22 protein-coding genes are annotated in these 23,128 nt (G+C 72.1%); 9 read left to right on the forward strand and 13 right to left on the reverse strand.

From position 1 onward, the window contains the following. The first annotated feature begins 3 nt into the window (after positions 1-3). Positions 4-1,035, forward strand: coding sequence for an NADP-dependent oxidoreductase (locus RB628_RS02270; RefSeq protein WP_318318528.1), 1,032 nt, complete (start codon positions 4-6; stop codon positions 1,033-1,035). 56 nt (positions 1,036-1,091) lie between these two features. Here the strand turns inward: RB628_RS02270 and RB628_RS02275 are convergent, their stop codons facing one another. The 4 genes from RB628_RS02275 to RB628_RS02290 all read right to left on the reverse strand — a co-directional run bounded on the left by RB628_RS02275 (position 1,092) and on the right by RB628_RS02290 (position 5,405). Next, positions 1,092-1,406 carry a putative quinol monooxygenase gene (locus RB628_RS02275; protein WP_318318529.1) on the reverse strand — a complete coding sequence of 105 codons (315 nt, stop codon included), beginning with the start codon at positions 1,404-1,406 and terminating at the stop codon, positions 1,092-1,094. A gap of 78 nt (positions 1,407-1,484) precedes the next feature. After that, positions 1,485-3,221, reverse strand: a complete 1,737-nt coding sequence (locus RB628_RS02280; RefSeq protein WP_318318530.1) for a PEP-utilizing enzyme — start codon at positions 3,219-3,221, stop codon at positions 1,485-1,487. Between the two features lie 46 nt (positions 3,222-3,267). Next, positions 3,268-4,059 (reverse strand): SDR family NAD(P)-dependent oxidoreductase, encoded by a 792-nt coding sequence (locus RB628_RS02285; protein WP_318318531.1) that lies wholly within the window; start codon positions 4,057-4,059, stop codon positions 3,268-3,270. Between the two features lie 29 nt (positions 4,060-4,088). Beyond that, positions 4,089-5,405, reverse strand: coding sequence for an aromatic ring-hydroxylating dioxygenase subunit alpha (locus RB628_RS02290; protein ID WP_318318532.1), 1,317 nt, complete (start codon positions 5,403-5,405; stop codon positions 4,089-4,091). A gap of 155 nt (positions 5,406-5,560) precedes the next feature. Between RB628_RS02290 and RB628_RS02295 the strand changes: the two genes are divergently transcribed. The 4 genes from RB628_RS02295 (at position 5,561) to RB628_RS02310 (ending at position 9,620) form a co-directional block, all read left to right on the forward strand. Then, positions 5,561-6,028 carry a VOC family protein gene (locus tag RB628_RS02295; protein ID WP_318318533.1) on the forward strand — a complete coding sequence of 156 codons (468 nt, stop codon included), beginning with the start codon at positions 5,561-5,563 and terminating at the stop codon, positions 6,026-6,028. Positions 6,029-6,124: 96 nt separating this feature from the next. Continuing rightward, positions 6,125-7,129 (forward strand): thiamine pyrophosphate-dependent dehydrogenase E1 component subunit alpha, encoded by a 1,005-nt coding sequence (locus RB628_RS02300; RefSeq protein ID WP_318318534.1) that lies wholly within the window; start codon positions 6,125-6,127, stop codon positions 7,127-7,129. A 5-nt stretch (positions 7,130-7,134) separates the two neighbouring features. Then, positions 7,135-8,148, forward strand: a complete 1,014-nt coding sequence (locus RB628_RS02305) for an alpha-ketoacid dehydrogenase subunit beta (protein WP_318318535.1) — start codon at positions 7,135-7,137, stop codon at positions 8,146-8,148. Further along, positions 8,145-9,620 (forward strand): dihydrolipoamide acetyltransferase family protein, encoded by a 1,476-nt coding sequence (locus RB628_RS02310; protein WP_318318536.1) that lies wholly within the window; start codon positions 8,145-8,147, stop codon positions 9,618-9,620. The genes RB628_RS02305 and RB628_RS02310 overlap by 4 nt, the downstream gene beginning before the upstream one ends. A gap of 8 nt (positions 9,621-9,628) precedes the next feature. Here RB628_RS02310 and RB628_RS02315 read toward each other — a convergent pair whose 3' ends face one another. After that, positions 9,629-10,243 (reverse strand): helix-turn-helix domain-containing protein, encoded by a 615-nt coding sequence (locus tag RB628_RS02315; RefSeq protein ID WP_318318537.1) that lies wholly within the window; start codon positions 10,241-10,243, stop codon positions 9,629-9,631. 140 nt (positions 10,244-10,383) lie between these two features. On the opposite strand from RB628_RS02315, the gene RB628_RS02320 reads away from it, so the two are divergent. Next, entirely contained in the window at positions 10,384-11,067 is a 684-nt protein-coding gene (locus RB628_RS02320) for a TetR/AcrR family transcriptional regulator (RefSeq protein WP_318318538.1), read from the forward strand. Between the two features lie 6 nt (positions 11,068-11,073). Here RB628_RS02320 and RB628_RS02325 read toward each other — a convergent pair whose 3' ends face one another. From RB628_RS02325 to RB628_RS02355, 7 genes are all read right to left on the reverse strand, one after another. Beyond that, positions 11,074-11,766, reverse strand: a complete 693-nt coding sequence (locus RB628_RS02325; RefSeq protein WP_318318539.1) for an SDR family NAD(P)-dependent oxidoreductase — start codon at positions 11,764-11,766, stop codon at positions 11,074-11,076. A 33-nt stretch (positions 11,767-11,799) separates the two neighbouring features. Next, a complete protein-coding gene (locus RB628_RS02330) occupies positions 11,800-12,954 on the reverse strand; it encodes a thiolase family protein (protein WP_318318540.1) in 1,155 nt (384 codons plus the stop codon). Further along, a complete protein-coding gene (locus RB628_RS02335) occupies positions 12,951-13,397 on the reverse strand; it encodes a Zn-ribbon domain-containing OB-fold protein (protein ID WP_318318541.1) in 447 nt (148 codons plus the stop codon). Before RB628_RS02335 ends, RB628_RS02330 begins: the two co-directional genes overlap by 4 nt. 20 nt (positions 13,398-13,417) lie before the next feature. After that, entirely contained in the window at positions 13,418-14,536 is a 1,119-nt protein-coding gene (locus RB628_RS02340; protein WP_318318542.1) for an acyl-CoA dehydrogenase family protein, read from the reverse strand. Further along, entirely contained in the window at positions 14,533-17,118 is a 2,586-nt protein-coding gene (locus RB628_RS02345; RefSeq protein ID WP_318318543.1) for a putative PEP-binding protein, read from the reverse strand. Before RB628_RS02345 ends, RB628_RS02340 begins: the two co-directional genes overlap by 4 nt. Beyond that, a complete protein-coding gene (locus RB628_RS02350) occupies positions 17,115-17,747 on the reverse strand; it encodes a hypothetical protein (RefSeq protein ID WP_318318544.1) in 633 nt (210 codons plus the stop codon). Before RB628_RS02350 ends, RB628_RS02345 begins: the two co-directional genes overlap by 4 nt. Positions 17,748-17,841: 94 nt before the next feature. Next, positions 17,842-18,678: an enoyl-CoA hydratase/isomerase family protein gene (locus tag RB628_RS02355; protein WP_318318545.1), complete on the reverse strand. Its 837-nt coding sequence runs from the start codon at positions 18,676-18,678 to the stop codon at positions 17,842-17,844. 136 nt (positions 18,679-18,814) lie between these two features. Between RB628_RS02355 and RB628_RS02360 the strand changes: the two genes are divergently transcribed. Both RB628_RS02360 and RB628_RS02365 read left to right on the forward strand, forming a co-directional pair. Further along, entirely contained in the window at positions 18,815-20,032 is a 1,218-nt protein-coding gene (locus RB628_RS02360; RefSeq protein WP_318318546.1) for an acyl-CoA dehydrogenase family protein, read from the forward strand. A 116-nt stretch (positions 20,033-20,148) separates the two neighbouring features. After that, positions 20,149-20,427, forward strand: coding sequence for a hypothetical protein (locus tag RB628_RS02365; protein ID WP_318318547.1), 279 nt, complete (start codon positions 20,149-20,151; stop codon positions 20,425-20,427). Between the two features lie 34 nt (positions 20,428-20,461). Here the strand turns inward: RB628_RS02365 and RB628_RS02370 are convergent, their stop codons facing one another. After that, positions 20,462-21,103, reverse strand: a complete 642-nt coding sequence (locus RB628_RS02370) for a class I SAM-dependent methyltransferase (protein WP_318318548.1) — start codon at positions 21,101-21,103, stop codon at positions 20,462-20,464. Positions 21,104-21,245: 142 nt separating this feature from the next. Between RB628_RS02370 and pgm the strand changes: the two genes are divergently transcribed. Beyond that, positions 21,246-22,886, forward strand: a complete 1,641-nt coding sequence (gene pgm / locus RB628_RS02375; RefSeq protein ID WP_318318549.1) for a phosphoglucomutase (alpha-D-glucose-1,6-bisphosphate-dependent) — start codon at positions 21,246-21,248, stop codon at positions 22,884-22,886. Positions 22,887-23,128: the final 242 nt, after the last annotated feature.

Here is a 23,128-nt window from a genome sequence, read left to right on the forward strand (position 1 = left end):
CCCGTGACGCCCCGAACCACCCGGGTGGTCTGTCTGGTGCGCCGACCCGACGGAGAACCGCTCCCCGGTGACTTCGCCGTCGAGGAACATCCGCTGCCGCCCCTGGGGGAGGGGCAACTGCTCGTCCGCAACCTTTACATGAGCGTCGACCCGTCCATGCGCGGGCGCCTGGAGAGCACCGAGAAGCACTACACGCACAACTTCGCCCCCGGCTCGCCGCTCGACGGCCGTGCCCTCGGTGTCGTCGAGGAGAGCCGCTGCGCCTCGGTGCCGCCCGGTGCCTTCGTCCGTCACCAGCTGGGCTGGCGGGAGCGGGCCGTGCTGGATGCCCCGGACACCGACGGGGCGGACCGGATCGACCCGCGACTCGCCCCGCTGCCCACCTGGTTGGGCCTTCTCGGCCAGACCGGGTTCACCGCGTACGTCGGCCTGACCCGGATCGCGGAGCTGCGCCCCGGCGACACCGTCCTCGTCTCGGCGGCGGCCGGCGCCGTCGGCACCGCCGCCGGCCAGTTCGCGCGCCTGCTGGGCGCGGACCGCGTCGTCGGGACCGCCGGAGGGCCGGACAAGTGCGCCCTGCTGATGAAGGAGTTCGGCTACGACGACGCCGCCGACTACCGCGCCGAACCGGTGCGCGACGCACTGGTCCGCCTGGCACCCGACGGCATCGACGTGTACTTCGACAACGTCGGCGGCGCGCAACTCGCCGCTGCCCTGCACGCGCTGCGCACCGGTGGCCGGGTCGCCCTGTGCGGCATGATGTCGCAGTTCGGCGGCGACCGGCGGTCCGCGGACATCAACCAGTTGATCCAGGCGGTCCTCAAGCGGCTGACGCTGCGCGGCTTCATCGTCCGCGACCACGACGACCTGCGGCCGGAGTTCGAGCGGCGGGTCGCGGGCTGGCTCGCCGAGGGCCGGATCACCGCACGCGAGACGGTCGTCGACGGCCTGGAGAACGCGGCGGGGGCGCTGCTGTCCCTGCTCGGGGGCGGCAATGTCGGCAAGATGCTGGTGCGGCTGGACGAAGCCCGCTGAAACGCTTGAGCGGCGCCCCCGACCGGGGGCGCCGCTTCAAGCCTTTCAGCGTGTTCTCACCGCATGGGACGTGACCCGGCGACGCTGTGGGCCGTCAGGGAGACCCCGACCCGGGTCAGCCCCGCCACGGCCGCCCGGAAGTCCTTGATGTGCGGGGTGGTGAAGTGCTCGTCGAGGGCCTGCTGGGAGGTCCAGTGCTCGTACACCCGGATACGCCTTACGTCGGAGGGGTCGGCGGTCATCGCGTAGTCCAGGCAGCCGGGTTCCTCCTCGCGGGTACGCCGGCCCAGCTCGACGAGGGCCTCCAGCATCGTGCTCCGGTCGCCGGGCTGGTAGTCCATCCAGCCGGCGACGATGATTTCCTCAGCCACGGGAGTCACGGCTTCCTTTCGCGGTCGTGACCGCGGGCCCGCCGCTGATGGGGAGGCAGCGACGGGCCCGCGGGGTACTCAACTTCCGAGCGGTGCCGGGACACTGTCCACGGTGACCGTGCCCCGCTCGCCGTCGACCGTGATCACCATGCCGTCCCGCAGCCGTCGTGTCCCGCCCTCGACGGAGATCACGGCCGGGATGCCCAGCTCACGGCAGACCACCACGGCGTGGCTGTTGAGCGCGCCCACGTCCACGACGGCCGCTCCGGCGACCAGGAACAGCGGGGTCCAGGCCGCGTCCGTGATCGGCGCGACCAGCACCTCGCCGGGCTCCAGCGCCTCGCACGAGGCCGGGTCGGTGACCACCCGCACCCTGCCGGTGTACGTGCCGTGACTGCCGCCCACACCGGCGAGCACATCGCCCTCGACCGCCGCCGGGGTACGTTCCTCGGCGCGCCGCGGCCAGGTGTCGATCTCGGTCTGCGTGTCGTCGGCGACGAAGAACGGCGGCTCCAGTTCGCGCAGTCCCGCGTATTCGTCGAGCCGTTGAGCGATGACGGGGCCGAAGGACTCCGGGGCGGCGACATAGTCGTCGAGTTCGGTGTCCAGCAGCATCATCACGTCCTCGGGCCGGGCGAAGAGCCCCGCCTCGACGCCGCGGCGGCCGAGCTCCCGTACGGCCATACGGATCTCGTTGACGACGGTGACGCAGTTCGCCTTGGTGCGCTCGCGGGCCGGGATCCACACCTGGGAGGCGTGCATGCCGGCGTCGAACACGGGCTGCGTCTCCTCGGGCAGCGCGGCCCGGATCTCCCGAGCCGTCCGCTCGCGCCCCTCGGTGAGCCGCGTCCGGCGGGCGGCCGGGGAGTCGTCGTCGGGGCTGTGCCGGATCCGGTCGACCAGGGCCAGTGCCTGGACGGGCGCCGCCTCCCAGGACAGCGCGTGGATGTCCCACTCGTTGGGGCCGCGGTCGCCGGACTCCGCCAGGAACTCCTCGAAGGAGTCGCGGAACGCCTTCACGTCCCCGGTCGCGGTGCCGAGCGCCTGCTCCACCGCGGCCGTATCCCGGTCGAAGAGCGCGGTCAGCTCGGCCGAGGCCGCCACCTGCCGGGACAGCGTCCACAGCCCGGTCGATGGGGAGGCGGAGTCGACGTCGCCGAGCCCGCCGATCAGGTCGAGCATGGCGCCGGGGCGGTCCACGCTCGCGCACAGCGGGCCGAGGATCGCCGGTCCGACGGACGCGGGCAGCGACGACTCGACGTGCCGCTGGAACGTCGTCTCCACCTCGTCCAGCAGCGACCGGGCGTGCGCCACCAGTTGGGCATCGGACAGCTGCGTCAGGTCGGGCCGCGAGCGGCGCAGGGCGCGCAGCCGGTCCCGGTCGGCGTCGGCCTCGGGGAAGCCGGGCTGGCCGAGCATCCGCCCGAGCGTCGCTCCCGCCTTGCCGGTCAGCTCCGCGTCCTGGTCGTCCGGGTGCGCCACGTACACCGGCGTGTCGGAACGCTGCCCGACGAAGGCCGCGTCGATCTGGTCCGCGGTCTGGCCCATACGGATGCCGAACAGCCGCATGTGGGACAGGTTGAGGTAGAAGTGGCCGCCGAACATGCCGACGAAGGGCGGTCGGGGGCCGGCCACCTCCTCCTCGCGGTAGATGCCGAAGCCGACGAAGCCGTGCCGCCAGCCCTGCAGGCCCCGCCCCCAGACCAGGGTCCAGCCCAGCGGGCTGGCCGGCTCCGGCAGGGTCTCGCCCGCGTTGGCCCGGGTGTAGTGCGGCAGCCGCTCACTGCGCTGCCAGTCCGTGATCCAGCTCTTCATGACCGAGGTCTCCCGCCGTCCGTACCCGCGCCTGCCCGTCCCGCGCCTACCACTGCGCCGTGCCGCCGTCGACGCTGATCAGCGTGCCGGTGATACCTGCTCCGGCGTCGCTCGCGAGCAGCGAGGCGACCGCCGCGACCTGCTCCACTGTGGTGATCTGCTTGGTGGCGGCATGCTCGGCGAACCGGCCCAGCCACTCCTCGTACGAGATGCCCTCGGCCTCCGCCGCGGCGGGACCCGCGGCCCGCATCAGGTCGGTGTCGACGGCGCCGGGGCAGATGGCGTTGCAGGTGATGCCCTGGGTGCCGTACTCGAAGGCGGTCGCCTTGGTCAGGCCGTGGATGGCGTGCTTGTTGGTGATGTAGTGGCTGATCGCGGGTTTGTTGGCCTGCTTGCCCTCCACCGAGGAGATGTTGATGACGCGGCCCCAGCCGCCCGCCAGCATCTTCGCCAGCGCCCGGCGGGTGCCGTAGAAGTAGCCGTTGATGTTCAGGTTGAGGGCGTCGTGCCACGCCTCGTCGCTGAGCTGGTGGATCGGGGCGAAGCCGGAGCTGCCGCCGACGTTGTTGACCCAGATGTCGAGTCTGCCGAAGCGATCGGCGGCGAAGTCGGCGAGGCCCTCGATGTCCTCCTGGCTGTTGGCGTCGCAGGGGTGGAAGACGGCCCGGTCCCCGGCGCCCATCTCCTCCAGTGCCTGCTTGCCCTTGACCTCGGATCGGCCGCTGACCACGACTGTCGCGCCGTCGGCCAGGAATGCCTCGGCGATGGCGCGGCCGATGCTGCGCGTGCTGCCCGTGATCACCGCGACACGTCCGTCGAGGCTGCCCGTAGCCACCATGGTGTTCTCCCGCGATTGTTGTTGGTTGCTCACCTGGCGGCTCTGGGAGCTGCTGTGGCGCCTCTGTCCAGGTGCTGGTGAATGGTGCGGTGGAAGTGCTGGAGCCCGGGCTCGTTGCGTCCGAAGACGAAGTCGGTCCCGTCGAGGGCCTTGAGACCCTGCTGGACTCCGTAGGTGGTCGCGTAGTCCTCGTCACGGACCACCTCGTGGAACCACTCGCCGAACCGGTCGGCGGCCTGGCGTTCCTCGTCGGTGACCGCAGGTTCCCGCAACAGGATGATCTGCTGGGTCACCGACTCGGTCGCCGTGCGGGGGAGCACCAGGGAGACGGCGATCTTCTGCCGCCAGCCGCCGGCGATCGCGAGGCCCGGGTAGAGCCAGTAGATGGGCCCGACGCAGTCCCCGGGGTCACGCTGGTCCGGCGGCAGGTCGACCGCCTGCGCGATGGGGCGCAGGGCCGGTGCGATGCGCTGGTGGGGTCCCCAGGTGTCGTGGGCCATCATGTTGGAGAGGTTCGTCTCGAACACCGTCTTCGGGTGCAGCGAGGCGAAGTGGTACGTCTCCAGATACCCGTCGAGGGTGACCTTCCAGTTGGGACTGGTCAGCTCGCCGGTGGAGTAGTGGTGGCACTCCGCCAGCCGCAGGCCCTCCAGCAGCGGCAGCAGGTCGCCCAGCCAGCCGTCCAGGTCGGGCTCGGCCGCCGGGTCCAGCGAGACGAAGACGATCCCCGCGCGTTCTCCGGCCGGGAGCCGGACAAGGCTGCGGCCCTCGCGCGGAACCTCACCGAAGGTCTTCTCGGCGTACACGCCCCGCAGCTCGCCGGCCAGGTCGTACGACCAGGAGTGGTACGGGCAGGTGAGCCGCTTCGACACCCCGCAGCCGGGTTCGAGGAGCTTGGCCCCACGGTGCCGGCACGCGTTGATCATCGCGTGTACGGCGCCCTGCCGGTCGCGGGTGATCAGCACGGGGATGCCGAGCACGTCGATCGCCTTGTAGGTGTTCGGCCCGGGCAGCTCACAGGACATGGCGAGCGGCAGCGGGACGCTCCGGTGGACGGCGTCCGTCTCGCGCTGCCAGCGGTCGGCGTCGAGGTAGTTGGCCACGGGTTCCGTCCACTGGCCGTCCGCTTCGTGCGTGGTGTTGGCGCGGTAGTGCGACATCACCCGCTCGACAAGCTCGGCGGCCTCCCGCCGCATCGTCTCGGATGCCGCGTCGGTGGACCGGTCCCGGCTGATCCACGACGAGTACTCGGGGGCGGAGGGGACGGAGGGAGCGGAAGCTGCCGCGACCGGCGACCTGCCCTCGGTGCCTGCTTCCCGGATCTCCGGCGAACTGGTCTGGACCACGATGTCCTCACAATCCTCCCAGCCGCGAGCCGGTGACCGGCTTCTGAACGCGACAGCTGGGTTGTGTCCGAAACGACAACAGGACTTAGTGTGCTCTGTCAATAGAAAGTGTCGAAGTCGCCGCCCGGTGTCCCGTGGGGGTGGGTGTGATGGTCATGACCCGGCCGTTCGAGGTGGGTGTGGTGGTGCGGGACCTGAAGCTGATGGAGCGCTTCTACTGCGACGTCATAGGCTGTCGGGCCGATCACCGCTCACGCGTACCCAGGTCGATCGGACGTCCGGCCGGGCTCGGCGGCGAGGTGATGGTGGTGTGGCTGCGGGTGCCGTCCGGAGGGTGCCTCAAGTTGGTCCTTCCCCGGTCGGGCCGGGTGTCGGCCCCGGTGTCCGTGCATGCGGCGCCCTTGTCGGCCGGGCGTCCGGGGCTGGCGTATCTCACGTTCCATCTCGACGACTTGGACCCTGTGGTGGCGGCACTGCCGGCCGCGGGCGCCCGGCCCCTGTCGGACCCGGTCGTCGTCCTGGCGCGAGGCCGGCGGATCAGCTTCTGGGCGGATCCGGAGGGCAACGTCGTGGAGTTGGTGGACGTGCGCGGAGGCAACCCGGGTCCAGGGCATAGTAATTAGAGACGCTGTTCAGTAAGGTGCCCCGTGCTGGTTACTGTAGACCGGCACAAGTAAGTCTGATTGCTTGGCAACCTCCCTCGGACGAAGGGGCGGACGATGGCTCAACGAGCGTCAACGGCGTCGAAGAAATCCCCGCAGGTCAGCCCGCTGGTCGGCAAGGACCTGCACGAGCGCATGGTGCGCATCCGGCTGTTCGAGACCGAGGCGGGCAAACTCATGGAGGCGGGCAAACTGCCAGGCTTCCTGCACCTGTATGTCGGCCAGGAAGCCGTCGCCGCCGGCGTCATGACAGCCCTGCGCGACGACGACCAGATCACCTCCACCCACCGCGGCCACGGACACGCCGTCGCCAAGGGGGTCGGATTCCGCGAGATGTACGCCGAGCTGTACGGCCGGGTCACCGGCGCCTGCCTCGGCCGCGGCGGCAGCATGCACATCAACGACCTCACCCGCGGCATGCTCGGCGCCAACGGCATCGTCGGGGCCGGCGTCCCGATCGCCGTGGGCGCCGCCTTCGCCGCCCGCTACAAGGGCGAGGACAGCGTCGCCGTCACCTTCTTCGGAGACGGCGCCACCAACATCGGCGCCTGGCACGAAGGCGCCAACATGGCCGCGATCCTCGGCCTGCCGGTGGTCTTCGTCTGCGAGAACAACGGCTACGCGGAGTTCACCCCGCAGTCCGGACACATGCTGCTCACCGACGTCGCCGACCGGGCCGCCGCCTACGGCATGCCCAGTGTGATCGTCGACGGCATGGACGCGGTCGCCGTCCACCGCGCCGCCACCGAAGCCGTCGAGCGGGCCCGGTCCGGCGCGGGCCCGATGATGATCGAGGCCAAGACCTACCGCTTCTTCGACCACCAGGGCGTCAAGGGCCTGCGGCACCCCTACCGCTCGGACGAGGAGGTCGCCGAGTGGAAGACCCGCGACCCCATCGACCTGATCGAGGCCCGTGCGGTCGCCGACGGCACCGCGACCCGTGCGGAGCTGGACGACGTATGGCAGCGCACCCGCGACGAGATCGCCGAGGCCATCGCGTACGCCGAGGCGAGCCCGCTGCCCGACCCCGCCGACCTGCTGCTCAACGTCTACTCGGGATGACAGCCATGACCACCACCACCGAAGCGCCGGCCGTCGGCACGCGCAAACTCACCTACGTCAAGGCCTTCAACGAGGGACTCGCGCAGGCCATGCGCGAGGACGAGAACGTCTTCGTCGCCGGGGAGGACGTCGCCGGATACGGCGGCGTGTTCCGCATGTTCGACAACCTGCTCGACGAGTTCGGCCCCCGCCGCATGATCGACACCCCGATCTCCGAGGCCGCCCTGGTCGGCCTCGGCGTGGGAGCCGCAGCGCGGGGTCTGCGCCCTGTCGTCGACCTGATGTTCATGGACTTCATCGGCGTCTGCCTCGACCAGATCGTCAACCAGGCCGCCAAGATGAAGTACATGTTCGGCGGCGCCCTGTCCGTGCCGCTCACCATCACCACCGCCTCCGGCGCCGGCCTCGGCGCCGCCGCGCAGCACAGCCAGAGCCTGGAGGCCTGGCTGGCCCACGTGCCCGGTCTCAAGGTGGTGATGCCGAGCGACGCGTACACGGCCAAGGGCCTGACCGTCTCGGCCATCCGGGACGACAACCCGGTCGTCATCATGCTCAACAAGGTCCTGCTCGGCAGCGCCGGCGAGGTGCCCGAGGAGATCTTCGGCATCCCGCTGGGCCAGGCGCACACCGCGCGGCACGGATCCGACGTCACGGTGATCGCCCTCGGCCGCATGGTGGGGGAGGCACTCGCTGCGGCCGACGAACTCGCCGCCGAGGGCGTGCAGATCGAGGTGATCGACCCCCGGACCGTGCAGCCGCTGGACACCGAGACGATGTTCGCCTCCGTCCGCCGCACCAACCGGGTGCTCGTGGTGCACGAGGCCGTCACCTTCGGCGGGCTCGGTGCGGAGATCGCCGCCCAGATCCAGGACGTCGTCTTCGACTACCTGGACGCGCCGGTCCTGCGCATCGGCGCCCCCTTCTCCCCGGTTCCCTTCTCCCCGGTCCTGGAGAAGGCGTACGTGCCCGACCGCGCCCGCATCGCCCAGGGCTGCCGGCGCCTCCTCGAAAGGTCGTGACCGACGTGGCGGTCGAGGTTCTGCTGCCGAAGATCGGCCTGACCATGCAGGAAGGCACGATCGATGAATGGCTCGTCCCCACCGGCTCCGCCGTGGCGGAGGGCGACGCACTGCTGAGGCTGGCCACCGACAAGGTCGACGTGGACGTCGAGGCGGAGGCCGGGGGACTGTTCCACCCCGTGGTTCCGGCGGGGGCGACCGTGCCCGCCGGGGCCCTCATCGGCTGGCTGCTGGCCGAAGGCGAGCAGCCACCGGACCCGGGGGGTACGCCGATGCCCGCCGGGTCCGGGTCTAGCTCGGGTACGGCCGCGTTGCCTTCCCTGGGCGGCGGCGCGGGTGCGGGCGCGGTGCTGGTCCCGACCGGCGGCGGTGCGGGTGCGGGCGCCCTGACCGCCGGCACCGGCACCGGTACGGCTCCCGGCGCCGACGGTGCGGGCGCGGCGCGCTCCGCCAACGGCGCCGGTGGCCGTCTGCTGTCCTCGCCCAACGCCCGGCGCGTCGCCGTGGCCGCCGACGTCGACCTCACGGCGGTTCGCGGCACCGGACCGGGTGGCCGGATCGTCTCCGAGGACGTGGAGGAGTTCCTCGCGGCCCTCCCCGGTGACCTCGTCACGCCGGTCCCGCCGGGCGACACCTCCTCCTCGCCGCTGGTCCGCAAACTGGCGAAGGAGCGGGGCATCGACCTCTCCGGCGTCAGCGGCACCGGGCCGGGCGGCCGCATCCGCCGGTCCGACCTCGACGCCCTCACACCGGCGCCTGTTCGCCGTAGCGCGGTCCCTCAGCCCGGCGACGTTCTCCCGCTCACCGGCATGCGCGGCACCATCGCCCGCCGGATGCACGCCAGCCTCCAGGAGATGGCCCAGCTGACGCACGGCTACGAGGTGCGGATGGACGCCGTGGTGTCCCTGCGGGACCGGCTCAAGGAGGAGTGGGCCGACAGCGAGCTGCCGGTGCCCAGCCTCAACGACTTCCTGCTGAAGGCCGCTGCCCTGGCCCTGCGGGAGCATCCCCTGCTCAACGCGACGGTGCGGGAGGACGGCATCCACCTGCTCGACGGTGTCCACCTGGGCTTCGCGGTGGCCGTGCCGGGCGGCCTCATGGTCCCCGTGATCGAGGACGCGGTGGCGCTGCCGCTGCCTGAGATCGCCCGCCGGTCGAAGGCCCTGGCCCAAGCCGCGCGCGAGGGGCGGATCTCTCCCGCACAGCTGGAAGGGGCCACCTTCACCGTCACCTCGCTCGGCGGATACGGCGTCGACTTCTTCACCCCCGTGGTCAACCCCGGCAACGTCGGGATCCTCGGGGTGGGCAGGCTCAGGGACGGCGTCGAGTGGGTGGACGACCGCCCGGTGCGGACGCGGGTGCTCACGCTGAGCCTCACCTTCGACCACCGTGCCGTCGACGGGGCGCCCGCCGCCGAATATCTGCGCACGGTCGGTGAGTTGCTGAGCAAGCCCCTCCGCCTGCTGGTGTGATCCGGGATCTACGAGGCCGGTGTGGCCGGGTCGGCGATCCGCTGCGCGAGTTCGCCGACCTCGCGGACGAAGGAGCGGTGCCCCAGCGACCGGTAGACGTCGTCGCCCCGGACCTGCGAGATCGCCGCGGTCTCCAGCAGCGCGAGCAGGCCCAGGCCGATCACCGCCGCCTCGGCGTCGGTGACGGACACGCGGGCCTTGCGGATCAACCGCACCAGTTCTTCCAGCAACTCCGTACGGCTCTCCTGGCGCAGCGCCTCCGCGTCCTGGCTCATGCCGGCCGACGACACGAAGAACACGGTGGCGGCGGACCGGTGCTCACCCATCCAGGCCAGCAGCGTGGTGACCGCCGCTCCGAGGTCCGAGCCGGGATCGTGCGCCTCCGTGATCGTCTGCAACTGCTCGCGCAGCGCGGCGGCGAACGCCCGCATGGCCTCCGCCAGGACCTGGTCCTTGGAGGAGAAGTGGTAGTACACCGCTGCCGAGGTCATCTCGGCACGAGCGGCGATGTCGGCCACCGTCACCTCGTCCGGCGGCTGTGTGGCGAACAACTCCGTGGCCGCCTCGATCACCCACTGCTTGCGCGAGGGGCGGTGAGCGGCGCGGGTTCCGGATGTCGTCATGCTGTCAAGTATGCCGGGATCTTGGTGCTCCAGAGGCCAATGTGCAGGGGGAATTACGCGGACGGACCGTAGGACTTACTGGATACACTGGTCAGTACGCAGGCCCCGCGGACGCGGGTTCACGCCAGTCGGCAGGGAGCATGATGGCCACCACGAAGAACGGCAAGCAGCCCGCCCACCGACCCTCGCGGCGGCAGCACATCATCACCGCCGCGGTGCGGGTGTTCGGCCGCAGCGGCTTCGCGGAGACCAGCATCCAGGACATCGCCGACGAGGCCCAGGTGGTGCCCACGGCCGTCTACTACCACTTCGACGGCAAGGAAGAGCTGCTCGAACTCGCCATGCGCAGGGTCTTCGACCAGCTGAACGCGGTCGTGGAGGCGGCCCGGCCGGAGTCCGAGCCCGGTGACGCGGAGGGCCTGGTCCGCGTCATCGACGCCGTGTGGGAGTGGGTGGAGCAGAACCCCGACGAGGCCAGGCTGTACCAGGTCCAGGTCGCATCGGCCAACGGCAGCGTCAAGGTGCTGCGGGACGAGTTCGAGCAGCGGCACATCCAGCGTGGCTACGACTATCTGCCCGAGGGCACCACGCGCAGCCCCCGGGCGGCGAAGGCCCGGCATGCGTCACAGGCGCTCGCGGTCCGCACGCTGATCAGTACGACGATGCTGGTCACCGCGTTGCGGGCGGAGGGTGGACCGCTGTCCCGACTGCCCTCACTATCCGTGCTGGAGGCGGTCAGGGCACTGGCGCTGCGCATCGTTGCCGCCGAGCAGAAGCCGACGCAGACCGCGGAGCCGGTGAAAGCGGCCGCGTCCCCGAGCTGAGGCGGTTCACCAGGGCAGCGGCCTGCGGTCGGCGAACAGCCCGCCCGTCGTCCCCTCGCCCTCGGGAAGGGTGGCCAGCCAGACCGGGGTGTCCGCACCCTTCTCCGGCCCGCGCGGGGCGGACGGGCCGCCCATGCCGCTGCGGGTCCAGCCGGGGTCGGCGGCGTTGACCAGGACGCCCGTGCCGGCCAGTTCGGCCGCGAGCATCCGGGTCAGGGCGTTGAGCGCCGCCTTGGAGATCCGGTAGGCCGGGTGCCGCCCGGAGTCCATCAGTGACAGCGAACCGTACGAGCTGGTGACGTTCACGACCCGGCCGTAGCCGGCTTCCACCATCCCCGGGACGACGGCCTCCACCACACGCCAGGCGCCGGTGAGGTTCGTGTCCAGGGTCGCGCGCGGGATGTCCTCGTCGATGTACGGGGGCCGCAACTCCCCGTCCAGGGACACTCCCGCGTTGTTCACCAGGACGTCGATCCCGCCGGTCAGCTCCCGTGCCTCCCGGACCGCTTCGCCGACGCTCCTCGCGGAGGTCACGTCCAGGGCCAGCGGCAGTGCCGCCGGGCCGATGGCGCGGCACGCCTCCTCGACGGCCTCCAGTTTCCGCGCCCCGACCAGGACCCGTAGTCCCCGGTCCGCGAGTTGTCGGCCGATCTCCAGGCCGATTCCGCGTGCCCCGCCGGTCACCAGCGCGGTTCTCACCGTGTCCGTGCCGCATGGCTTGCCCGCCGCCTTTCACACCGTGAGGACCGAGCACGCGCTGATGCCCGGCGCCCCGTACACATGGGTGAAGCCCACCCGGGGAGCGCCCGGCACCTGCACACCGGGCGCGCGGCCCTGCAACTGTCGTACGACCTCATGGAACTGCCGCAGCCCGGAGGCGCCGACCGGCTCCCCGCCGGCCAGGCAGCCGCCGTCGGTGTTGACCGGTGTCCGGCCCGTGGGATCGGTGGCCCCGGCGGCCAGCAGCTCCTCCTGCTCGCCGTGGCCGCACAGCCCGGTCTCCGCCAGGTGGATCAGCTCCGAGCCGCTGTCGGTGTCCTGCAACTGGGCGACCTGAACATCGGCCGGCCGTACCCCCGCCGTGCGGAAGGCCGCCTCCGCGGCGTCGACGCTGGGGCTGTGGTGGGGGCCTGGCGGCAGCCAGGGCGAGAACACCTCGAACGAACCGAACCGCCTGGTCCGGAAGGCCAACGACGCCAGTCTGACCGGTCGTTCACACAGGTCGAACGCGCGGTCGCCGAGCGCCAGCACCAGAGCCGCCGCGCCCTGCCCTGGCGAACAGAACATGTACTGGGTGAGCGGGGGACTGACCTCGGCGGAGTCGAGGATCTCCTGCTCCGTCAGTTCCCTGCGCCGCCAGGCCAGGGGATGGTGCGAGCCGTTACGGAAGGCCCGCGCGGCGACCATCGCCAGGGCGCGCTCAGAGATCCCGTGCTCGTACAGGTACCGCTGGGTCTTCAGCGCGAAGAACTGCGTGGTGAGCATCATGCCGGTCTCGGCGTACCAGTCGCCCAGGCCGTAGCGGGCCGCGGAGACGTGGAACGCGCCCCGCTCGTGCTTGTCGAAGCCCACCGCCAGTCCCAGGGAGGCCTCGCCCGCGCGCAGCGCGTTGGCCACCGCGAGCACGGTGGAGGCGCCGGTGGCGCAGCCGTTCTGCACGTTGACGAACGGCACTCCGGTCAGGCCCAGCCGGCCCACCAGGGTGTCGGGCTTGCCGGACACGTCGGAGCCGCCGGCCGCGTAGCCGATGTCCTCCCAGGCGACGCCTGCGTCGGCCAGCGCCTCGCGCACCGCACGTCCGGCCATGTCCATTCCGGTGACGCTCTCGTCGCGGCCGAAGGGATGCATACCGCATCCGACCACGTACACGTCGTCGGGCCGGCTCATCGCTCCCCGTCCCGCTCCGGGCGGAACGCGAAGGTCACGACCTCGGTTCCGTCCTCGTCCCGGTACGCGGGCACCGTGGTGAGCCGGACCGGCAGACCGATCCCGATCTCCGCGCGGGGAACCTCCAGCAGCGCCTCGACCAGCACCTCACCGAGGTCCACATAGCCGACGTGGTACGGCCGGTGGCCGCCGGCCGGCGGCCGGTACGGTGGTTTCGGCGGGAACGCCTGGAACGTCCACGACCACACGCGCCCGCTCACCGGCAGCACGTACGCGGACATGGTCCCGGCCGAACACCGGGGGCATGATTCCTGCCGGGGGAAGACCACAGTGCCGCACCCGGAGCAGCGGGCGCCCGCGAGACGCGGTGGATCCCCGCCGTCGAACCCTTCGTCGTCGTACCGGTTCTCGAACAACGTTTCGTCGATGAGTCTGGTGCTCATTTCTCGTCCCTTTTCCCACCTCACCAGGCCAGCAGCCCGGCCAGCCGTTCCCGGTGGTGTGCGGCTCCTCCCAGCAGGACCGCGTCGGACTGGGCGCGCCGGAAGTACAGGTGCGCGTCGTGCTCCCAGGTGAAGCCCATGCCGCCGTGGAGCTGTACGCACTCGGCGGCCACGGCGACGAAGGCCTCGCCGCACCAGGCCTGTGCCACCGCCGCCGCCTCGGCCAGCGCCTGCGGCGAGCCGTCGGTGCGGACCGCGCGCAGTACGGCCGACCGAGCGGCCTCGACCTGGAGCAGCATGTCGGCGCAGGCGTGCTTGACGGCCTGGAAGCCACCGATCGCCCTGCCGAACTGGGTACGGTCGCGCACATGGGCCAGCGTCATGTCCAACGCGGCCTGCGCTCCGCCCAGTTGCTCGGCGGCCAGCGCCACCAGGGCCATGTCCAGGGCGCGGGAGACGATGTCCGCCCCCTCGCCGCCGGCGGTCAGTGTCCGGGCCCGGGCACCGCGGAAGGTGACCACCGCCTGGCCCCGGCTGAGATCCAGGGTGGGCACCCGGCGCACCGTGACCCCCGGCTCGCGCGGGTCGACAAGGAAGAGGTCCACGCCGTCGGCCCCGGCCGCGGCCACCACCAGCGCGCCGGCGTCGGCGCCGTCCAGGACGAACGGGGCGGTGCCGTCCAGCAGCGGGACGCTGCCCTGCCAGGAGACGGCCACCGGCACGGCGTCGGACCGCCAGGTCCCGTCGGGCGCGACCACCGCCAGGGCGTGCACGGTGCCCCCGGCCAGCTCGGCCAGCGCCTTGTCGGCCGTACCGCAGGCGGCCAGCACCTGCCCGGCCAGGACGGTGGAGGACAGCAGCGGTACCGGTGCCAGTGTCCTGCCCAGCTCCTCGCAGACCACGGCGATCTCGGCGAGGCCGCCGATGCCTCCCGCCGACTCGGGCAGGCCGAGGGCCGCGAGGCCGACCTGGCGGCCGAGGGCGTCCCACAGGCCGGCGTCGATGCCGGGGGCCTCCTCGGACAGCCGGCGTACCGCGGCGGTCCCGCCGGCGTCCGCGCACACCGACCGTACGGTCTCGCGCAGGTCCTCCAGCTCGGTGTCCGACAGGGCCGTGCCGTCGGTGACGGTGCTTGTCATCGCGCGCTCCCGCTGTTGTCGTACCGCTCCCGCAGGGCACTGTGCGCGGCCGCCATCCGGGCCACCGGTACGCGGTGCGCGGAACAGGAGACGTAGTCGAGGCCGAGGTCGTCGCAGAACGCGATCGACTCGGGGTCCCCGCCGTGTTCACCGCACACGCCCAGTTTGATGCCGGGCCGTACGCTCCGCGCCCGCTCGGCCGCCAGGGCGATCAGGGCGCCCACCCCGTGGGGGTCGAGCCGGGCGAACGGGCTGGCGGTGAGGAACCCGCGCTCCTGGTACTCGGCGAGCACCTGGCGCTCGACGTCGTCCCGGGAGAACCCGTAGGTGAGCTGGGTGAGGTCGTTGGTGCCGAAGGAGAAGAACTCGGCGTGCTCGGCGAGTTCGCCGGCCAGCAGCGCGGCCCGCGGGGTCTCGATCATCGTGCCGAGCCGGTACGGGACCTCCACCCCGGTGCGGGCGGCGACCGCGTCGGCGGCACCGCGTACGTACGCGGCCGCGGCGGCCAGTTCCTCCGGCAGGCTGACGAGCGGGATCATCACCTCCAGCTCCGGCCGGATCCCGGTGGCGGCGACCTCGGCCCAGGCGGTGAAGAGCGCCTCGGCCTGCGCCGGGTAGAGCCGCTCGTGCAGCAGCGCCAGCCGCACCCCGCGCAGCCCGAGCATCGGGTTCGCCTCGCGCAGCGCGGCGGCCCGGTGTTCCTCGGCCGCGTCCTGGGCCTCGCCGGGGGCGGGCAGGAACTCGTGCAGCGGGGCGTCCAGCAGGCGCACGGTCACCGGGCGGTTCCCCACGGCGGCCAGCAGTGCGCGGAAGTCCTCGTGCTGGGCGTGCTCCAGCGCCGACAGCGCCTCGTCGCGCGCGGTCGCGTCGGCGGCCAGGAGGACCCGGCGGATCAGCGGCAGCCGCTCGCCGAGGAACTGGTGTTCCGTACGGCACAGCCCGACACCCTCCGCGCCCAGGGCGAGGGCCGTCTCCACCTCGGCGGCCGTGTCGGCGTTGACCCGCACACCCAGTCGGCGCACCCCGTCCGCCCACGTCAGCAGAGTGGACAGCTCGGGAGGCGGTCCGGCCACGCTGACGCTCAGCGTTCCCGCGTAGACGGCGCCGGTACGGCCGTCCAGCGAGACCGGGTCACCCTCGCGCACCACTCGCTCCCCGAAGCGGACCGTCCCCGCGGCCGGGTCCACGCGCAGTCCCTCGGCGCCGCACACGGCGGGCTTGCCGGCGCCCCTCGCCACCACGGCGGCGTGCGAGGCGATACCGCCGCTGCCGGTCAGCACGGCGGCGGAGGCCAGCATCCCGGGGACGTCCGCCGGGGTCGTCTCGGCGGCCACGAGCACGACCCGCGTACCGTCCGTGGCCAGTTCGAGGGCACGTCCGCTGGACAGCACGACCGCTCCGGTCGCCGCCCCCGGGGAGGCGGGCAGCCCCTTCACCAGGAGCTCCTCCCCGCCGGTCAGCCGGAGTTGGGGGTGCAGCAGTTCCTGCACCTGCGCGGGGGTGATCCGCCGTACGGCCTCCTGGCGGTCTATCGCTCCGTCCCGGGCCAGGTCCGCGGCCAGACACACCGAGGCCCGAAGCGGCGGGCGGAGTTGCGACGAGGCGGCGAGCAGGGAGATCTCGTCGTCGCGCACCTCGAAGTCGACCGACACCGGAGCGCGCAGATGACGCTCCAGGGTGAGCAGGGAGTGCTCCAGCAGAGCCGTGCCGCCCGCGAGCCGGTCCAGCGGTTCACCGGTGTGCGGCGGCGGGGCGCTGCGGCGCACACCCCGGAAGAAGGAGCCCTGGGGGGAAAGGCGCCCCGTCTCGGGATCGCGGCTGACGGCCGTGCCGTGGCCCGAGTGGTCCGCCGGGCCGATACGCAGGGCCTGCACATGCAGGGCGAGGGTCAGATCGGCGGGGAGCCGCTGGGACCGGCGGGATCTTCTCGCACGCGGCGAGTCCCACCGGGAGAGGAGGGCCCGTGCGGCCAGCGCGAGCTGCTGCGCCGGGTCGTCGGGGAAGGGCCGGGAGCCGTGTGCCGCCACCAGGGACAGGAGCGCCTCCACGCGTTCCCGCGGTCCGGGTATGTCCAGGAGGGCGTCGTCGAGCACCGCGGCGGGCACGTCGAGAGCGTACTCGGCGATCATGCGCACGGTGGTGGCCCACACGTCGTGCAGCGCGTCGGAGCGCCCGATGACGGCGCACAGGTCGTCGGCACCGGCGGGGGTGACGCCGAGACAGGCCAGTTCGGGCGGCAGGCCCGCGATCTCGGTGGGCGCGCTGGCCGACAGGCGCAGCAGCAGCGGCCGGGCCGGGTCGCCGATGTGCCGCCCCGACAGTTGTTCGACCAGTTCCACGGCGGCCCCTGCGGTGTCGGTCTCGCACAGCGACGCGGCGGCGCCGGCGGGCACGGTGAGCCCCGGCACGACCGGCAGCCCGAGGGCCACCAGCCGGTCCATCGCCGCGCCGTGCGCGCCCAACTCGTCGGCGTCGAGGCCCCGGATCCGTCCCTGCCCGTAGGGCACCAGGATCCGGCCGGGGGCCGCGGAGGCCGCCTCGGACTGGGCGAGCGGGCCCGCCTCGCGGTCGGTGACGCTCAACCCCGGCTCCTCTTGATGAGCTCCTCTTCGCGGGCCTCGTCCTCGGCCCGGCTGATCCCCAGTACGAGCAGCAGTTCCTGGTGCAGTCGCATCCACACGGTGTGGTATGAGTCGCACAGCGGCGAGGCCAGCCAGGCCGGCGCGCCGTCGTCAAAGCGGTCGAGGGCTTCCTCCAGGGCGGTCAGGTACTGCCCGCTGCCCGCGAGCACCTGGTGCAGTCGGCGCAGTACGGGCTGAATGGCCTCGTGCACGTCCTCCAGCGACTCGCGCACTCCCGCGTCGTAGACGTCGTCGGTGTGGTCGTTGGCCGAGCCGTCGGGGCGGCACTGCCATGCCGTGCACACATCGCGGATCTTGCGGTTGACCGGCAGGAACGCCTCGTAGGCCGCGGTGATCCGCTCCTCCTGCTCGGAGCCGGCGGGCACCCGCAGGAGCTGCGCGGCGGCGGCCTTGGCACGCTCGGTCGGCAGGACCACCGGCCCCTTCACCATCGCCAGCCCGGCGTCGACCAGCGGACGGTGCTCGGACTCCGGCCGGCCGCGCCACATACCCCGCAGAACGAGGTCGACGACGGCCTCGGTGAGGAACTCGTCGAGTGCGTCCGGAAGGTCCACGGCAGCAGATTGCATCGCCACACCATTTCCCCGGTTCTGTGGTGACCGGTTCCTCGGATCTGTGTTGCCCGGAGGTTACGCCCAGGCAGGCCTGTTAGTGAAGAGGGACTCAAGAAACACTTTCCGATTCCCTGGCCCCGGCCCGGCTGTCGTCCGACTTCGGACGGGCCCGCGCGGTGAGGAACGCCGCCATACGGTCCTGGGCCTCCCGGCCGCCTGCCAGGGCGGCGATCGACTCCGCCTCCTCGGCGAGGTGCCGGCGCAGCTCGTCGCCGTCGCCGACGCGCAGCAGGCCCTTCGCGGCGCGCAGCGCGCCGGTGGCGCCCGCGGCCAGGTCGGCAGCGGTCCGGTGTGCCACGTCGTCCAGTTCCGCGTCGTCCACGGACCGGGAGACCAGGCCCCACCGTTCGGCGTCGTCGCCGGTCAGGACCCGATTGGTGAGGATCAGGTCCGCTGCCCTGCGGGGGCCCACCAGGCGCGGCAGGAACCATGAGGCCCCGCAGTCCGGCGTGAGCCCGATCGCCGTGTACGCCAGCCGGAACCGCGCGGACCGGGCCGCCAGGGCGATGTCGCCCGCCAGGGCGAGTCCGATCCCGCCGCCCGCGACCGCGCCGCGTACGGCCGTCACCAGCGGCACGGGCAGGTCGTGCAGGGCTTGTACCGCGGTGTGCGCGGCGCTTGCCACGGCGTACACATAGGCGCCGGTCTCCGTGCCGCGGCCGGCGAATGCGCGCAGGTCACCGCCCACGCAGAAGCCGGTACCCGTCGACCGCAGCAGGACCGCGCCGCCCGGGTCCGCGGCCACTTCGAGTGCGGTGTCCCGCAGGGCCTCGGCCGTTCTCAGGTCCAGGGCGTTCTTCCGCTCCGGATCGTCCAGCCTCAGCTCGACGACTCCGTCGTGGTGGCGGACGATCCGGACCGGCTCGGTGCTCGCGGGGAGGCTCATGGGTGTTTCTCCTGTCGTCCTGCCGTCGCCGGACGCTTTTCGTCCCGGGTGCTTCTCGGCAAGATACTGAAGACGCTATACAGTTTCTAGGACGCGACGGGACCCGATGCCCGTACGCCCGTCGGCGGGAGGTCCCGTGCCCATCCAGTTCGATGTCGATCCGACTGTCGCCCAACTAGCCGCCTCGACGGCCGAGTTCGTACGCCAGGTGGTCATTCCGGCCGAGCGTGAGTGCGGCGGGTCCGTGCACGACGCCCCCGAGGCGGTGCGGGAAACCCTGCAGAAAGCCGCCCGTCACGCCGGTGTGTTCGCTCCGCACGTACCGACACGGTGGGGCGGACACGGGCTCGACCTGCGCGGACAGGCGGTGGTGTTCGAAGCGGCGGGCTACTCGCTCCTCGGACCGCTGGCGCTGAACTGCGCCGCCCCGGACGAGGGCAACATGCACCTGCTGGAGAAGGTGGCCACCGAGGAACAGAAGCAGAGGTATCTGCGTCCGCTGGCCACGGGTGAGACACGGTCCTGCTTCGCCATGACCGAACCCGCCCCGGGAGCGGGCGCCGATCCCCGCTCCCTGCGGACCACCGCGACCCGGGTGCCCGGAGGCTGGCGCATCGACGGACGCAAGTGGTTCATCACCGGCGCCCATGGAGCCGGCTTCGCCATCGTCATGGCCCGTACCTCCGGCAGCCCCGGTGACCCGGGCGGCGCCACCATGTTCCTGGTCGACGCCGGCACTCCCGGTATGCGCATCGTCCGGGACATCGAGACCCTCGACGAGTCGCTCTTCGCCGGGCACAGCGAGATCGTCTTCGAGGAGTGCGTGGTGGGGGAGGAGCAGGTGCTCGGCGCGGTGGACCACGGCTTCGAGGGCGCGCAGGTCCGGCTCGGTCCCGCCCGCATGACCCACTGCATGCGCTGGCTGGGAGCGGCCCGCCGCGCCCAGGACGTCGCGCTGGAACGGGCGGGGAGCCGGATGGCGTTCGGCTCGGCGCTGGGCGACCTCGGGATGGTCCAGCAGATGCTGGCCGACTCCGAGATCGACATCGAGGCGAGCCGCGCCCTGATCCTGCGTACCGCCTGGGAGTTGGACACCGGTTCCGCCGCGGCCTCGCAGCTCACGTCGGTGTCCAAGACCTTCGTGGCGGAGGCGGTGAACCGGGTGGTCGACCGGGCTGTGCAGATCTGCGGAGCTCTCGGCATCTCGGCCGCCGACGCCCCGCTGGCCCGCCTGTACCGGGAGGTGCGGCCGTTCCGGATCTACGACGGCCCGTCGGAGACACACCGTTTCGCCATTGCGCGCCGCGCGGTGCGGCCCTACCGACAGCCGCGCACGGGCGCCGCCGACGGCTGATGCCGACTGCCGTCGAGTGTTGCCTCCTGAGCGGATCCTCTTCACCCCCAGCCGCCGACGGTGGTGCATGCAACAGGACGCACCCGCCATCGCATCAGTGCATAGGGTGGACCCAGGTGCCGCTGCCCGCGGGCACCTTCTCACCGCAGGCCGTGACCCTGCGGCCGAACGGTGGAATCGCCGCCGTGGGCGGCAACGACGACGCGCCTGTCGGTATGACCTGGACGCCCGCCGGGGGCCTGCGATCGCTCGGCCTGCCGGAGAACGATCCGCAACTCCCGCTCGACGTCAGCTCTGTGGTGTCCTCCGGCACGCATCTGACCGTCGGCGGCTGGCACTACCTGTCCAGCGGCGATGGCGACTCCTTCAGGAGCGGCGCCATCCTGACCAGGTAGCACGGCAGGCGGCTCAGGAACGGCCACGGTGGTATCAGCCGGCCGATCTGCGGCAGTGCAGGAAGAGGTGGGGCTCGGGCCCGGCGCCGCGGTGGTCCGGGTCGAAGACGGTGCTGTGCCGGGACAGCACCGTCAGCCCCGCCGCCTCCGCCACGCCGATGAAGTCCTCCTCGGCGAAGCTCGTGGCGCGGACCGGCCGGCCCATGAAGACCACCTCCATGTCCTCGACGTCGGCGGGCACGGTGGCCAGTACCAGATGTCCGCCGGGTTTCAGGGCCAGGGCCAGGCGCCGTGTGAGAGCCGCCTGCTCGGCGCGGGTCATCTGCAGCAGCGAGAAGAACACGCACACGCCGTCGAACGAGTCCGCATCGAGCGGGAGATCCCGGATGTCGCCGCAGCGGAAGTCGGCCTCGGGGACCTGACGGGTGGCGAGTTCGACCATGACGGGGGAGACGTCGACGCCCAGCACCGAGTGCCCTGCCTCTATGAGCGCGGACGCGGTGGGCCGTCCGGTGCCGCTGCCCACGTCCAGCGTGCGCGCGGCGGGCGGCAGCCGCTCGATCAGCCACTCCAGCGCGGACAGATGTGCGGGGGCATGGGCGAACGCCTTCTCGTAGTCGGGGCCCAGCGCGTCGAACAGCACGGCGGCGGGCGGCCGTTGGTTGTCCTGCCTCATGTCGGTGTCCCCTCGTTCGCCGGTCTGCATCGTCGCACCACGGGGCGCGTGTCACAACGGTCGCCCGGTGTGCGTCCCGACGGGCGGGGCAGGGAAGAATGGGGGCCGTACCCAAAGGTCGACCCTTGCGGAGGAGCGGGAAATGCAGGACGCGCGAGCGGGGCAGGTCGCCGGGCCCGAGGACCTCATCGATGTGGCCCGCCTGGTCACGGCGTACTACGCACTGCACCCCGACCCCGCCGATCCCGGGCAACGGGTGGCGTTCGGCACCTCGGGGCACCGGGGCTCGTCCCTCACGTCGGCGTTCAACGACGACCACATCGCGGCCACCAGCCAGGCCATCTGCGAGTACCGCGCCGCCCAGGGCACCGACGGGCCGCTCTTCCTCGGCGCGGACACCCACGCCCTGTCCGAGCCCGCGCGGATCACGGCACTGGAGGTGTTCGCCGCCAACGACGTGACCGTCCTCATCGACCAGGCCGACGGCTACACGCCCACCCCGGCGGTCTCGCACGCCATCCTCGCCCACAACCGAGGCCGTACGTCCGGCCTCGCCGACGGCGTGGTGGTCACCCCCTCGCACAACCCGCCCGCCGACGGCGGCTTCAAGTACAACCCGCCGAGCGGCGGCCCCGCCGGGTCCGAGGCGACCTCCTGGATCCAGGACCGCGCCAACGAGATCATCACCGGCGGCCTGAAGGACGTACGGCGCATCCCCTACGCCCGTGCCCTGGCCGCGCCCGGCACCGGCCGCCACGACTTCCTCGGCGCCTATGTGGCCGACCTGCCCGATGTACTGGACCTGGAGGCGATCCGGGCAGCCGGGGTGCGCATCGGCGCCGACCCGCTGGGAGGCGCCTCCGTCGCGTACTGGGGCCGTATCGCCGAACAGCACAGGCTCGACCTGACGGTGGTGAACCCGCTCGCCGACCCCACCTGGCGTTTCATGACGCTGGACTGGGACGGCAAGATCCGCATGGACTGCTCCTCGCCCTACGCCATGGCCTCGCTCATCGAGCAGCGCGACAGGTTCGACATCGCCACCGGCAACGACGCCGACGCCGACCGGCACGGCATCGTCACGCCGGACGGGGGTCTGATGAACCCCAACCACTATCTGGCCGTGGCGATCTCGTACCTGTTCTCGCACCGGGACCAGTGGCCGGCGGGCGCAGGCATCGGCAAGACCCTGGTGTCGTCCAGCATGATCGACCGGGTCGCCGCGGACGTCGGCCGGCCACTGGTCGAAGTGCCCGTCGGATTCAAGTGGTTCGTGGACGGACTGTCCGACGGAACGCTCGGCTTCGGCGGCGAGGAGTCGGCGGGCGCTTCCTTCCTGCGCCGCGACGGCTCGGTGTGGACCACCGACAAGGACGGCATCATCCTGGCCCTGCTCGCCTCCGAGATCACGGCCGTCACCGACAGGACGCCCTCGGAGCACTACGCGCAACTCACCGACCGATTCGGCGCCCCCGCCTACGCGCGCATCGACGCCCCGGCCTCCCGCGAGGAGAAGGCACTGCTCGCCAGGCTGTCCCCGCGCCAGGTCACCGCCGACACTCTCGCCGGCGACCCGGTCACCACGGTGCTCACCGAGGCCCCCGGCAACGGCGCGGCCCTCGGCGGCATCAAGGTCGCCACCGCCAACGCCTGGTTCGCGGCCCGCCCTTCGGGCACCGAGGACGTCTACAAGATCTACGGGGAGTCGTTCCTCGGCCCGGACCATCTGAGCCAGGTCCAGGAGGAGGCCAGGTCGGTGGTGCTGGCGGCGCTGGGCACCTGAGGCGGACGAGACCTGGGTACGGCGCTGACCGCCGCCGGAGCCGCGAACGGCGGCGGCGCGCTGACCCGGGATGTTCCCCCTCGACTTGGCGGCGACTGCTTCCAGGAGGGCGACAACGACCGCGACGGGAACCGACGTACGTAGCCGTGGACAGTCGAGCGGACACGGAAAAAGTGGGACGGTTCGAGGAATGCAGGTCGGTGGCCGGGGTATAGGCGTGCGAGCCGGACGATGGACCGGCG

Origin of the sequence: Streptomyces sp. ADMS (assembly GCF_033441795.1) — a bacterium.
Taxonomy (GTDB): Bacteria; Actinomycetota; Actinomycetes; order Streptomycetales; family Streptomycetaceae; genus Streptomyces.

Coding starts and splice junctions, on each gene's coding strand:
- RB628_RS02280 (WP_318318530.1), bottom strand. CDS start 3,221: ATGAAGAGCTGGATCACGGACTGGCAGCGCAGTGAGCGGCTGCCGCAC.
- RB628_RS02285 (WP_318318531.1), bottom strand. CDS start 4,059: ATGGTGGCTACGGGCAGCCTCGACGGACGTGTCGCGGTGATCACGGGC.
- RB628_RS02295 (WP_318318533.1), top strand. CDS start 5,561: ATGACCCGGCCGTTCGAGGTGGGTGTGGTGGTGCGGGACCTGAAGCTG.
- RB628_RS02300 (WP_318318534.1), top strand. CDS start 6,125: ATGGCTCAACGAGCGTCAACGGCGTCGAAGAAATCCCCGCAGGTCAGC.
- RB628_RS02305 (WP_318318535.1), top strand. CDS start 7,135: ATGACCACCACCACCGAAGCGCCGGCCGTCGGCACGCGCAAACTCACC.
- RB628_RS02315 (WP_318318537.1), bottom strand. CDS start 10,243: ATGACGACATCCGGAACCCGCGCCGCTCACCGCCCCTCGCGCAAGCAG.
- RB628_RS02320 (WP_318318538.1), top strand. CDS start 10,384: ATGATGGCCACCACGAAGAACGGCAAGCAGCCCGCCCACCGACCCTCG.
- RB628_RS02330 (WP_318318540.1), bottom strand. CDS start 12,954: ATGAGCCGGCCCGACGACGTGTACGTGGTCGGATGCGGTATGCATCCC.
- RB628_RS02335 (WP_318318541.1), bottom strand. CDS start 13,397: ATGAGCACCAGACTCATCGACGAAACGTTGTTCGAGAACCGGTACGAC.
- RB628_RS02340 (WP_318318542.1), bottom strand. CDS start 14,536: ATGACAAGCACCGTCACCGACGGCACGGCCCTGTCGGACACCGAGCTG.
- RB628_RS02350 (WP_318318544.1), bottom strand. CDS start 17,747: ATGCAATCTGCTGCCGTGGACCTTCCGGACGCACTCGACGAGTTCCTC.
- RB628_RS02355 (WP_318318545.1), bottom strand. CDS start 18,678: ATGAGCCTCCCCGCGAGCACCGAGCCGGTCCGGATCGTCCGCCACCAC.
- RB628_RS02370 (WP_318318548.1), bottom strand. CDS start 21,103: ATGAGGCAGGACAACCAACGGCCGCCCGCCGCCGTGCTGTTCGACGCG.
- pgm (WP_318318549.1), top strand. CDS start 21,246: ATGCAGGACGCGCGAGCGGGGCAGGTCGCCGGGCCCGAGGACCTCATC.